The following is a 13,527-nucleotide window of genomic DNA, read 5'->3' on the forward strand; positions in this document are numbered from 1 at the left end:
AGCCACCCCCTAGACTTTTTCCCTGACATTTTTACCAAATAAACCTGCTGGTCGGAAAATTAAAATTAGAATTAAGACAACAAAGGCTACACCGTCACGCCATAAAGAATATCCGGATGCACTTACAAGGGCCTCGATAACACCTAGTAATAAACCGCCTGTCATTGCACCAGGGATAATGCCAATTCCGCCTAAAACGGCAGCAACGAAAGCCTTAAGACCTGGGATAATTCCCATTAATGGCTCAATTTTTGTGTAGTACATTCCGAAAATAACGCCTGCTGCTCCAGCAAGGGCAGAACCAATCGCAAAAGTTGCAGAAATCGTATTATTTACATTGATTCCCATCAATCTTGCAGCGTCCATATCGTGTGATACCGCACGCATTGCTTTACCAATTTTGGTTTTATGAACGATAAATTGCAGTAAAATCATTAAGAAAACGGATGTACCTAAGATTAAAAGAGATTGTCCGCTGATCTTAACACCAAAAATCTCTAAGCTCTTTAGTGGAACGATGTTGCTTGGATATGCTTCCGGCTGTGCACCGCGGGCATAAATTGTTCCGTATTCGATAAACAGGGATACACCAATCGCTGTAATCAGCGCCGCAATCCTTGTCGCATTTCTTAGCGGCTTATAGGCAATCCGTTCAATTAAGACTCCAAAAATAGCACAGGCCACCATGGCAATCACTAATGCTGGGAAAAATCCTAAATGAAAAATTGAAATACAATAAAATCCGATAAATGCACCAACCATGAAGACGTCCCCATGGGCAAAGTTAATTAATTTTACGATACCATATACCATTGTGTACCCTAAGGCAATTAAAGCGTAAATACTGCCTAAGGAAACTCCGTTGACTAGCTGCTGTATGATTTCCATTTGTGTAACACTCCTTTAGAAGGACTCAACTTTTTTAAAAAATTAGGCGTTAACTAGGTTAACATGGTGGAAAAAGTGTTTATTTCTAATAAATTGGAATAGGGAGGCATTTCGCTCCCTATCCAATTAAAACACTTATAGAAATTGTCTAGCTACAGCGCCTAGGGGCTCGCAGGTCTACAGCCAATCCGTCGAGAAGGTTAAAAAGCAGCCTTCCCGCCGGCTCGTCTTATGCTTGTCGCCCCCGGTCAAGGCGCTTTCGCTTTTCTAGATTAAGGATTTACTTTTGTCTTAAATTGTTGTTGACCGTTTACGTACTCAAGAATTACTGCGGCTTTAATTGGATCATGGTTTTTATCAAGCTTTAAGTTTCCAGATACAAGTTGAAGACCGTCAGTTGATTCAAGGGCTTTTTGAATTTTCTTAGGATCGCTGCTTCCTGCACGCTTAATGGCATCGGCAACGAAGTAAGCAGTATCATAACCTAAAGCAGCAAAGGCATCAGGTGATTTACCATCATACTTAGCTTTAAATGCAGATACGAATTCCTGAACCTTCTTATCGCTATCACCAGAAGAATAGTGGTTTGTGATAAATGTATTTTTAAGCGGATCGGCACCAGCAATTTCTACTAGTTTAGGAGAATCCCAGCCATCGCCGCCCATAATTGGAACATTAATACCAAGAGCACGAGCCTGCTTTACGATTAGACCAACTTCTTCATAGAATCCAGGAAGGAACACGTAATCTGGATTTTTTGCTTTAATATTTGTTAGGATTGCATTAAAATCTGTATCCTTTGCTACATATGCTTCTTCTGCAACGATAGTACCGCCATTTTTCTTAAAGTTCGCTTTAAAGGAAGACGCTAGGCCTTTTGAATAGTCACTAGAGCTGTCGATAATAACGGCTGCAGATTTAACCTTTAGAGTATCTAGTGCAAAAGTTGCAGCAACAGTACCTTGGAATGGGTCGATAAAGCAAGTACGGAATACAAAGTCATTTACCTTACCGTCTTTGTTTGTAATTGTTGCGTTAGTAGCAGTTGGTGTAATTAATGGAACTTTGTTATCTTGGGCAATTTGAACTTGGGCTAGGGTATTTGTACTTGTTGCGGAACCGATGATTGCTGATACCTTATCTTGGCTGACTAGCTTAATAGCACCGTTTGTTGCTTCTGCAGCATCTGATTTATTATCAACTGCCACTAATTTTAATTTCTTGCCGTCAATACCTTTTTTGTTGATTTCTTCAAAGGCTAATTCAACACCTTCTTTTACAGACTGGCCGTAAGAAGCTACACCGCCGGATAGCTCTAGGTTTGCACCGATCTTGATTGTGCCGCCCTTTTCAGCATCTCCGCTCGTGCTCGCAGAGCCACAGCCTGCCATTACGACTGCCGCCATCATCAGCGACATAAAAATTCCAGCTACCTTTTTCTTCCTCATACTTTACCCCCTGTTTTTCCGAAAAATTTTCCCAACCTTTTGTGCTACTGTTTTAAAAACATATAATATTCTGAAAACATTGTATCTAAAATTTTATAGTTCGTCTAGTCTATTTCTGCGTTATTTTAAAATAATTTTGAAAATAATATTTTTTTCGGTTTTCGTACATTTTAAAGCTTTATTCAATTAAAGTGAATAAGAATTTACTTTTCCATTAAAAGGGTTATAATCAGATTAATATTTTGTCTAAATATATTTCTTTCCTCTTAAATTGAAAAAAAAGAGACCCCAAAAGGGGATCCCTCTCAACAAATTGTTATACCAATTCTTTGTTTTTTGTTTCTTTTCCAAAAAACAATACTGTTAACGCTCCAATAATGATAGAGATACAAAAGATCGTAAAGATGGACTGAATCGACATTTTTTGGGCTACAAGATAACCCACTAATAATGGACCCAGCACCCCTCCAATTCGCCCAAAAGAAGCAGCCATACCAGCACCTGTCCCGCGAATAATCGTTGGATATTGTTCAGGAGTATAGGCATATAGGCCGCCCCAGGCTCCAAGATTAAAGAAGGAAAGCAGGATTCCAGAGGTCATCAAAAGGGCGGTTGATTCGGCGGTGCCAAAGAAATAAGCGCTGGCAGCAGTACCGAATAAATAAACAACTAATACAAATTTCCGGCCAAATTTTTCAATAAACCAGGCAGCGGTAAAATAACCCGGCAATTGGGCCAGTGTCATGATCAGGACATATTCAAAGCTTTTAATTAAACTAAAGCCCTTCATCACCATCACGCTTGGCAGCCAGAGAAACATCCCGTAATAAGAGAAGACGACGCAAAACCACAAAACCCATAGCATCGCCGTTTGGCGTCCATGCTCTTTTGACCAAAGTTTCGAAAGACTTTGGAAAACAGAAATTTTTTCTTTTATGGCTGAAAACCGCGGTGAATCCGGAAGCCCTATTCGTAAGTATAGGGCATAAAGAGCAGGGATGGCACTAATGATTAAAGCCGTCTGCCAGCCAAACTTAGGAATGACAAAATAAGAAATCAGGGCTGCAATCAGCCAGCCGCCCGCCCAAAAGCTTTCCAAAAGGACGACAATTCGGCCGCGTTTTTCCGGCGGAACACTTTCGGATACGAGAGTGGAAGCGACAGGGAGTTCTCCCCCCAAGCCCATTCCTATTAAAAATCTAAAAATTAAAAAGACAGTTAACGTTGACGTAAATGCAGAGGCGCCACTGCCAATTGAAAATAATAATAACGTAATAATAAAGACATTTTTCCGCCCGATACGGTCAGCCATTACGCCGAAAAGCAGGGCACCGACAGCCATTCCAATAGAATTGATGCTGCCAATCCAGCCCATCTGCCCCGGGGTTAGATTCCATTCTACTTTTAAAGCCGCAATGATGAAGGAAAGCATTCCGACATCCATGGCATCAAACATCCAGCCCATCCCGGCAATGCCAAGTAATTTACGGCCTGATATTTCCTTTTTGTCCATTAAAATCCCCCTATGCTGTAGCGTTCATTAACATTATTCCCCAATTTGTTCTCTTTATTTTCGATTAGGAATTAAACGCTACTAAACATAGATATTCTAGCAAGTGTCTTTACAGTTGTCACTACTTTTCCAAAAATGTCATAAAAAAGAGAGGATGCCAACTTGCATCCTCTCTTACTAAAAATTAATATAACCAATGTCCGTCACTTGCAAAAGTATACGTTTTGGAACCAATTTTTACTTTGCCAGTTTTCATTACACCACTTGAAAGATCTAAATAATACCACTTGTTAGCTAATTTAATCCAACCTGTTTTCATGTCACCATTAACTGGATCTAAATAGTACCACTTGTTAGCTAATTTAATCCAGCCTATTTTCATATCACCATTAACTGAATCAAAATAGTACCATTTTCCGCCAATTTTATCCCAGCCGATTGACGCATCTCCATTTACTGGATCGAGGTAGTACCATTTGCCTTTATCTTTGAACCAGCCTGTTTTCATGTCACCTGCAGGATTAAAGAAATACCACTTGCCATTCACTTTAAACCAGCCAGTTACCATAACTCCTTCTGCTTTAGGGTTAAGGTAGTACCACTTACCGTTTTCCTTGTACCAGCCAGTTAGATAATCGCCATATTCATCATAGTATTTCCAACCCTTTGCTTCCTTCTTCCAGCCTTTTGTCAAAACTGTTAAAGAAGCCGTTGACTTATTTCCATCTTTATCAGTCAAATATCCTGGGAACACATATTTGTTGTTTGACTCAACATTAACATCTAGGAAATTAGAGTATAGTCCAGAAAGCGTTGGGAAAATATCCGTTCTTAGCTCATCAACAGTAAACAAATAGTCAAGATTTTCTTCAACAGGATCTGTATCGCCCATTAATTTTGCAATTCTATCCGACCAGTTTGCTGCTTTCTGAGGATCTAAAACCGCCACACCATCGACAAATTGGATATCAAATTCGTCTTTTGTTAAAGGAGCAACCTGACTGTAATCAAAGTCAGCCGGAAGCAATGATAGGGTAGTAGCAGTATCGGAAGTAATCTGAATTTCCTTCACGATTTTGTCTCCTACATCATGGCCGCCAACTAAGTTTAACAAGAAGTTGTTGTTGCCAGCACCAACTGCATTGATTGTCTTTCCATCGGCTAAAACGAGGGTGATTCCATTCAACTTAACAGCTGCATTCGTTGCCGCGTGTGAAATGCCGGCAGGAAGTACTGTCATCAGTAAAAGGAATAAAAAGCTAGATAATGCAATAATTCTTTTCACAATAATCCTCCTAGTTGTTATGTACTGAACCTCTGAATCTATAAACTAGAATGCTAGTTTACTATAAGAAGTAATAGTCTTATTTTACATAAAACTACCATTTTCTACAACAAAATAATACATTTTTCCTATTATTTTAATGCACCGACAGCTTTATCCATTAGTGCGGATCTTTTCTGCTTTTTCAGACTTACATAATGATTCTTAATCGGCTTCGCTTCGTCAGCACTGTACCCATAATTTTCTAATTCTTTCACAAGGGTATTATAAATATAGTAAAACGAATTATCAGTACTCGCTTCCAAACTTTTGGCCGCACTATTATATTTTGAATAAAAATAGAAATAGGAAATGTCCTCACCATTTGCCTTTTTTTCTTGATATTCACTCATGGCGTAGGATAAAAGATTATTAAGTTTGCTGTCAGCTTGGCCTTCGAGATCATTAAAAGACGCTTGATATTTTCCGATAATGCTAGCAGCAGTCGGCTTTGTTTTGACGATAGGAGCCGTTGTTTTACTTTCTATTTTTGCAGGTTTAAACGTTTCATTGGCGGAGTTTGACGAAACCTTCTCAACCGCCTTGCTTAAATTTTGACCTTGTTCATCTGCCACAGATCCAGTCTGTGTAGTGTTCTCATCAGGTAATTTGATAGTAAAATCCGTTTTTACAATATTATCTACTTTTGGATCAGCCGTCTTATATTCTTTAATATTGAGGTAATAATAAAGCGACCCTGCCCCAACTGCTAATATGACAACGATGCTGCTTAAAAAAATTGTCCACTTTTTCACGTTCGATCCACCTTTATTTCGACAAATTCACCTATTTACATTATCATATTTTGGTATTTTTAGATAATATTTTATATAATTACTTTTTATAGAAAACATAACGAAAGCCCCCGCCTGCAGCGGGAGCTTTTCAAGTTCACTTAATCTAGTGCACCTTCTACATTTTTAAATTGGTTAAAAAACATCTGGTAATATCGCCCTTGCCGGCTCATTAGGGCATCATGGCTTCCTTTTTCGATGATTTGCCCTTGGTCAATGACCATGATTGTATCGGCATCACGAATCGTATTTAAACGGTGGGCAATGATAAAGCTGGTCCGGTCCTTCATCAAAGTCAGCAATGCAGCTTGAATATGGAGCTCTGTCCTCGTATCGATGCTGCTGGTTGCCTCGTCCAAAATAAGCAGCGAGGGTTTCGCTAAGAAGACCCTGGCGATCGCTAACAGCTGACGCTGACCCTGGCTGAGGTTTCCGCCATTTTCTGAAAGCACGGTGTCATATTGACGGGGCAGCCGCTTAATGAAGGCATCGGCATTCGCCATCCTTGCTGCCTGCTCGACTTCTTCATCAGTTGCTTCCGGCTTTCCATACTTGATATTCTCCTTAATGGTTCCGGAGAATAAATACGTATCCTGCAGAACAAAACCGAAGCAGCTTCGCAGGCTGTCCCTTGTGTAATCACGGATATCACGGCCATCGAGCAGGATTCTTCCGCTAGTCACATCGTAAAATCTTGTCAGCAGATTCACAATCGTCGTTTTTCCTGCGCCGGTTGGCCCCACCAAGGCCGTACTGCTGCCTACCTCCGCTTCAAAGCTGACATTCTTTAGAATTGGGACATCTGCCCTGTAACCAAAGCTGACATTTTCAAACACAACATGACCTTTTGGGCTTTCCAGCGGCACAGCATCACTCGAATCAGCAGGTTCTTCCTGCTCATCAATGATTTCAAAAACCCGCTCCGCCCCGGCGACGCCCGATTGAAGGATATTAAAAATGTTCGCCAGATCATTAAGCGGCCTGACAAATTGCCTCGAATAGGTGATAAAGCTGGCAATAGCCCCAACGGTAATCAGGCTTTTTACGGCAAGTATGCCGCCGACTACTGCAACGACCGCAAAGCCAAGATTATTGATAACATTCATAATCGGCATCAGGAACCCTGACCAAATTTGCGCCTTAAGGCCGACCTCACGCAGCTTCTCGTTGACCGTACTAAACTCTTCAATTACCTTCTCTTCATGATTAAAGGCTTTGACCACTTCAATCCCAGAAATTGTTTCCTCAATATGGCCGTTTAATTGGCCCAGCTGGATTTGTTGATTTTTAAACATGACGCTCGTTCTTTTCGCAATCGTCCTTGTCAGCAAAAATACTAGCGGCACGGTAATTAGGCTTGCTAATGTTAACAGTGGGCTTAATATCAGCATCATGATTAACGACCCGGCGATGACAATCACCCCGGACATTAATTGGGTTGTCGATTGGGAAATGGTATTGCTGACATTATCGACATCGTTGGACAGCCTGCTCATCAGCTCGCCGTGGGTACGTGAATCAAAAAACGAGACAGGCAGCTTTTGCAGTTTTTGAAAAATAGACTCCCGTAAGCTCTTGACTATTCGCTGCGCTACGCCGGCCATCAGCCATCCTTGCAAAAAGGTGAGGAGGGCATCCGCTATATATGCAGCTATTAAAACGATAATCATCATTTCGAGAACATCGAAATCTACCTTGCCCCGTTTTAGAGTCATGGCATCGATGGATTTCCCAATCAGGTACGGAGCTGCCAACATGAGGGCAGCGTCAACAAGTATAAAGATAAAGATGACGGTCAACATTTTCCGTTCTTTCCCAAAGTAAGTCCACAGCCGTTTTAGCGTTCCTTTAAAGTTCTTCGGCTTTACCACCGGGCCCCTTAATCGCTGGGCACCGCCAGGCCGTAATGGAGGAGGGGAAGGGGGATTGTTTGTTTGCTGGTTTGACATTTTATGATACCTCCTTGCCCATTTGCGAGTGGTAAATTTCCTGATAAACCTTACAATCTTTCATTAATTCAGGATGACTGCCGACCCCAACGATTTCCCCGTGGTCAATGACAACGATTTTATCGGCATCCATAATCGAGGTTATCCGCTGGGCAATCAGGAGACATGTAAGGCCCCTGGCATATTTTTTCAAGCCTTCCTTAATTCTTGCCTCAGTTGCCACATCGACAGCACTTGTACTGTCATCCAAGATTAAAATTTCCGGTTTTTTCACCAATGCGCGGGCAATCGAAATCCGCTGCTTCTGCCCACCGGAAAAATTAACGCCTCCCTGGCCAATTTTCGTGTTGTAGCCTTCAGGGGAGGCTGAGATAAAGTCGTGTGCACCGGCGATTAATGCCGCTTCTTCCATTTCCTGCTCAGTGGCGTCCTCTTTTCCCCAGCGGAGATTTTCCGCGATACTTCCCGTAAACAAAATATTCTTTTGCGGGACAATCGCAATTTTCTCCCTTAGTTTTTTGGGATTTACCTGGCTAATATCCTCTCCATCGACTTTAATTGTACCGCTTGTGATATCGTAGAAGCGTGGAATAAGCCCAACAAGCGTACTTTTTCCCGAACCTGTCGAGCCGATAATACCGACTGTTTCTCCGGGTAAAATGGTTAGATTGATATGTTTTAAGATGGGCTGGCCCGATGCAGTCTCATAGGTAAAAGAGACATTCTCAAATTCAATGCTGCCTTTTTCTCCTTGTTTTGGCGCGGCTTCCGTTTCCATAACGGAAGGATCCTCAAGCATAAAGACCTCACCAATTCTGCTTGCAGAAGCCCTCGCTCTGACAAACATATTAAAAACCATTGAGATCATCATTAAAGAATATAAGATTTGCGTCATATAGTTGGTAAAGGCAATAATGTGGCCGACTTGGATATTCCCTTTATTTACCCCTAAACCACCGATCCATAGAACGACAACAATTCCCAGATTCACAGTCAGCATGATCGCCGGACTGAAGGTCGCCATCAAGCGGCCTGCAGTAATGGATTGATCACGAAAATGCTCATTTGCCTTCGTAAATTTGCCAATCTCCACATCGAATCGATTAAAAGCTTTGACAACGCGGACCCCTGATAAGTACTCACGCATGACAGCGTTGACCCGGTCGAGCGCTTTTTGCACCTTGGAAAAAAGCGGAAATCCTATTTTCATATTGAAAATAATGAGAATGGCCACAATTGGCACTACGACTGCGAGGACGACCGCAAGGTGAAGGTTAAGGCGCGTCGCCATGATCAGGCCGCCAATGGCGAGAAGAGGTGCCTTAACGAATATCCGCATTAAGCCATTGACGAAGACCTGTACCTGGGTAACATCATTGGTGAGCCGTGTAATTAACGACGCGCGGTCAAACCTATCAATATGTTTAAACGAAAGTGTTTGGATTTTTTTAAACAAATCGGACCTGAGCTCCGTGCCGAAATTTTGCGATACAATACTGGCGATGACACTTCTCGTCGAGGCCGCAACTGCACCACCGGCCGTAATCAGAAGCATGACGCCGCCCATTTTTAATACATAATGAAGGTCCTTTTCCGCCACACCTTTATCGATGATTTTAGCCATGATTGTAGGCTGCATTAAATCACTAATCGCCTCGAAGGTGAGAAATAAGACAGCCATGCTAAAAGACTTCCAATACTTGTTTATGTATTTATTAAAAAACTTCATTCTAGTCACCCCGGCTTGTCGGAAATCTTTTGATAAGGCTATTATAATTTTGTGTTTAAGGTTTAAACAAATTTTTACGACTGCCGAAAGATTAAAATTCCATTAAAAAATGGCCCATCATTGGTAATGGACCATTTCTTTTCTATTCAACCGGGCTGAATTCATGAACCCAGACGCGCATTTGCGGGAGCCAAGGCATACCTGGGTGAATGGATAGAATCGATTGCTTGTATTCTTCCACTGTTTGGAAGCCCTCGCGGCGGGCATCATCATCTGTCAGCTCGCCTAGGCTTTGTGAATAAACCTTATCCACAACGAACTTTCGACCTTCTAGTGTCATGATTTCGCCTGGATCAGCGTAACGGCCATTCCGGCGTGTGGCTGTTTTTTCTCCGGATAGGACCTTCTTTACATCCTCTTCCAATGTTACGAGTCGCTCAACAGAACATGTTTTTGGCGGTAAGGACTTGCTTTCATTTTGTGTCGTCATAGAGTTTCTCCTCCTTTAATATGTTTATTTTACCATATTACCATTGTTGGTAACTTTTTAAACGCTTTCTAACCCACTTGTCCACCTTTTTCGTGGTATTTCAGGATGCCTTCGGCCGCACGGTAGGCCAGAGCCCCGACTGTTCCCGTCGGATTATACCCTGAGTTATGTGCAAAGGCGGATGCACCCACAACAAATAAATTATCGTAATCATGCATTTGCAAGTAATTATTGACCGCAGAGGTGGACGGGTCTGCCCCCATAATCACCCCGCCTGTATTATGCGTCGATTGATAAGTGGTAATATCATACGGTCCTAACTCCTTCAATGAATCAATATGGTCCGCACCCATTTCCTTAACGACATCGGCACATTTATTAGCAAGGAACACGGCGAGCTGACGGTCCTGTTCTTCAAAATCAAAGGTAATCCGAATTAACGGGTCGCCGAATGCATCCTTATAGGTAGGATCGAGGTCAAGAAAATGATGCTTAAATGGCATGGATGATCCTTGTGCTGCAACGGTTAAAACACGGTTTGCATATTTTAATGACTGCTTCTTAAATTCTTTCCCCCACATTGGCGTTCCCTTTGGTACAGGATTGTTTTGAATCGGCCTGTAGCCCGTTTGTGTAAGCGATATGCCTCCGCCATGAATAAAATTTAAGTTGGAGTGGTCAAAATTATCGCCATTATAATCATCAAATATAATACCAAGCGAACCTGCCCCGGCATAGGTGTTAAATTCTTTATCCTTAAAAAACCCGACAGCATTACCTTTCATGACCTGGTAAGCATAATTTTTTCCGATAACGCCCTTCCCTGTTTTAGGATCATACGGTCTTCCTACATCAGACATCAAGAGCAAACGGATGTTATTGAATACATAGCTTGTCATCACGACAATATCAGCTGGCTGTTCAATTTCTTCTCCGGTTGTCGTGTCTACATACATAACTCCCGTCACCTTGTTACCTTGTTTTAAAATTCTTCTAACATTAGAATGCGTCCTGATCTCAAAATTACCCGATTTTAGTGCTACCGGAATCACCGTCACAACCGGATCAGCCTTTGCCCCATACTCACAGCCAAACCTTTCGCAGTAGCCGCAGTATTGACAGGCTGACCGCTGGATCCCATCCGGGTTTTTATACGACTCCGATAAATTAGCAGATGGCATCATATAAGGATGGAGATTCAATTTCTTCGCCGCTTTTTCGAACATTTTCATTGGCGGAGACATTTTCATTGGCGGAGTAGGATATTTATCGGACCTCTTGCCTCCCAGTGGATTTTCCTCACCGGAAATCCCCGCTGTTTTTTCAAATCGATCATAATAGGGTTCAAGCTCATCATAGGTGATGCCCCAGTCCTGCAGGGACATTTCCGCCGGGATTTTATTTTTTCCGTACTTTTCAATCGTTTTACTATGGATCTCGAAATCATATGGAAGGAACCGGTATGTCTGCCCATTCCAATGAACTCCTGATCCGCCTAAACCATCACCAAGCAGGAACGAACCGTATTGCCTCATTGGCAGGGCACGGATATTTTCATTTCCGCGGAAGGTGATCGTTTCCTTCGACAAGTCCTGCATAAGGTCATAACGCAAGGCATAGCGCAATTCATCATGAACCATATAATAATCTTCGGTTTTTCGTTCCTTTCCTCTCTCTAAGCCGACTACCTTTAAGCCTTTTTTCGTTAGCTCGGAGGCAATAATTCCTCCAGTCCAGCCAACACCAACCAAAACAACATCTACTTTCGGTAACTTTCTCGCCATGTTTTCACCTTCTTTTTAAAAAATTCTACTTACCCATATGGTTCTGCAGACTTTGCGGTTTAATTTTCTTAAAATCCTTTTCAATTACAGAAGCGTAAGCCATTTGACTTCCCGGATAATTGCGCATTTTCCAGCCGTCCATATTTTTATTGCCGCCATAAAGCGGGTCACTATAAACACCTTCTAAGGTTGAACTCCTCAGCATATTGAAAAATCCACTTGGTGAAATCGTGGTAATATTCACTTTGTCTTCCTCAAAGTCTTTCAAAATTGCGTCCTTCTCATCGCCCTTTAAGTCGACAAAGTCCTTTTTGTAAACAGATTGGCTATGGTTATTCAGTTCGCGTAAGGCAATGTCAAAAATATCTCTCCGTTTTAACCGGCCTTGGAAGCCTTGAACCTTTTCCCCTTTAAAAAAGGGTGCCTGCATATACTCCCGTGAGTTAAAGCCCCAATCGCCTGCTAATTGGTGATCAATAAAAAAGGCAACCCCCAATTCTTTGGCACCCGGACCATGATCATCCTTCGGATAAATCCGCTCGGTCGCTGCTTCGACAATCCGATATTGTTCAGGAGTAAAATACATGAGCGCTCGATTAAAATTCTGGGCTGTTTCCTCTTTATTTTTCTTTGCCGTCCCCAGTGGAAGGATGCTACCCAAAACGCCGCCAACGGCAAGGCCTCCAACTGTATAGCCCGTATTACGAATAAATTTTCTCCTTGATAATAAATCCGGCTTTTCCTTTTTTTCTTCTGTCATTCCAAACACCTCCAAGGAAAATGAATCAAAAAATAGTAGACTTAGGCAGTTTTCTGCCTTCTGTTTGATAATGTTCCCAAAATAAACCATTCATACGCAGAAAAGGAAAAGGGAAATTTATTTTTAAAAAGGAGGCGACGAAGGAATGAAGAAGAATTGGAAAATTTGCTGTACACCTTTAATTGGGACCCTTCTGTTACTAGGCGGATGTTCTGGGCAGCAAGATCTAAAAGCACATGAGGCAGATGCGGCCATCAATCATGATCTGCACCAACAGTCCCTGAACAACAAGGGGAATGGAGTCGTCCACGGCAATCATAATAGTGTCAATGTGATTCCAAGTGTGGATCGCGCCAAGAAGAAAACAACTCAAGCGACAAGCGGGCTTGGCAGCAATGTCTACAGCTTAATTGGCAGCTCCAGTTTACATGACGGGGGAATTTCATCACATTTAGAGTCACGACTTGCAGGGGAAGGGGTTCCAGGCATTAAGGTGTTCGTCCTTGATGACACCATCATCCTTGCAAGAGCGAATCAAGAAACCACCTCCACCCGTTATGATGAAATGCAGTCAAAGGTGTTAACCAATACGAATGGACTGTCCGGAAAAGGAAATTTAGACGGGGTCGACAAGACAAACCTGAATACCGATGACAATTTAGCACGGGCGAAGGAAATCATGACAAAGGCCTTCAACGGCCAAGTTCAAATCCTAACGATCACTAATCCAAAAGCCATGCCGCTCATCGACGGAATCAAAGCCAATATTAAAGCGCCAGCCCCGTCTTACAGCAAGCTTTCAAGTGATATTATTACCCTTGTAAAAATGGCCAATGAAAAATAAGAAG

General features: G+C 42.2%; 11 protein-coding genes. 1 reads left to right on the top strand and 10 read right to left on the bottom strand.

What is annotated here, in order from left to right:
* Window positions 1-9: 9 nt before the first annotated feature.
* The 10 genes from LC455_RS25705 to LC455_RS25750 form a co-directional block, all read right to left on the bottom strand.
* Complete coding sequence (locus LC455_RS25705) at window positions 10-888, bottom strand: branched-chain amino acid ABC transporter permease (protein ID WP_223595287.1); 879 nt, start codon at window positions 886-888, stop codon at window positions 10-12.
* A gap of 272 nt (window positions 889-1,160) precedes the next feature.
* A complete protein-coding gene (locus LC455_RS25710; RefSeq protein ID WP_223595289.1) occupies window positions 1,161-2,336 on the bottom strand; it encodes an ABC transporter substrate-binding protein in 1,176 nt (391 codons plus the stop codon).
* A 316-nt stretch (window positions 2,337-2,652) separates the two neighbouring features.
* Window positions 2,653-3,849: an MFS transporter gene (locus LC455_RS25715; protein ID WP_223595290.1), complete on the bottom strand. Its 1,197-nt coding sequence runs from the start codon at window positions 3,847-3,849 to the stop codon at window positions 2,653-2,655.
* 184 nt (window positions 3,850-4,033) lie between these two features.
* Window positions 4,034-5,134: an N-acetylmuramoyl-L-alanine amidase family protein gene (locus tag LC455_RS31800; RefSeq protein ID WP_223595292.1), complete on the bottom strand. Its 1,101-nt coding sequence runs from the start codon at window positions 5,132-5,134 to the stop codon at window positions 4,034-4,036.
* A 131-nt stretch (window positions 5,135-5,265) separates the two neighbouring features.
* Window positions 5,266-5,928 carry a hypothetical protein gene (locus LC455_RS25725; RefSeq protein ID WP_223595294.1) on the bottom strand — a complete coding sequence of 221 codons (663 nt, stop codon included), beginning with the start codon at window positions 5,926-5,928 and terminating at the stop codon, window positions 5,266-5,268.
* A 140-nt stretch (window positions 5,929-6,068) separates the two neighbouring features.
* A complete protein-coding gene (locus LC455_RS25730) occupies window positions 6,069-7,916 on the bottom strand; it encodes an ABC transporter ATP-binding protein (protein WP_223595296.1) in 1,848 nt (615 codons plus the stop codon).
* Between the two features lies 1 nt (window position 7,917).
* On the bottom strand, window positions 7,918-9,645 hold the full coding sequence (locus LC455_RS25735) for an ABC transporter ATP-binding protein (RefSeq protein WP_223595298.1): 1,728 nt from the start codon (window positions 9,643-9,645) through the stop codon (window positions 7,918-7,920).
* 142 nt (window positions 9,646-9,787) lie between these two features.
* On the bottom strand, window positions 9,788-10,135 hold the full coding sequence (locus LC455_RS25740) for an ASCH domain-containing protein (RefSeq protein ID WP_223595299.1): 348 nt from the start codon (window positions 10,133-10,135) through the stop codon (window positions 9,788-9,790).
* Window positions 10,136-10,203: 68 nt separating this feature from the next.
* Window positions 10,204-11,919, bottom strand: coding sequence for a GMC family oxidoreductase (locus LC455_RS25745; protein WP_223595300.1), 1,716 nt, complete (start codon window positions 11,917-11,919; stop codon window positions 10,204-10,206).
* Between the two features lie 25 nt (window positions 11,920-11,944).
* Window positions 11,945-12,679 (bottom strand): gluconate 2-dehydrogenase subunit 3 family protein, encoded by a 735-nt coding sequence (locus tag LC455_RS25750; protein WP_223595301.1) that lies wholly within the window; start codon window positions 12,677-12,679, stop codon window positions 11,945-11,947.
* 145 nt (window positions 12,680-12,824) lie between these two features.
* Here LC455_RS25750 and LC455_RS25755 point away from each other — a divergent pair, with 145 nt between their 5' ends.
* Window positions 12,825-13,523 (top strand): hypothetical protein, encoded by a 699-nt coding sequence (locus LC455_RS25755; RefSeq protein ID WP_223595303.1) that lies wholly within the window; start codon window positions 12,825-12,827, stop codon window positions 13,521-13,523.
* The last annotated feature ends 4 nt before the right edge of the window (window positions 13,524-13,527 follow it).

The organism is Neobacillus bataviensis (assembly GCF_019969725.1).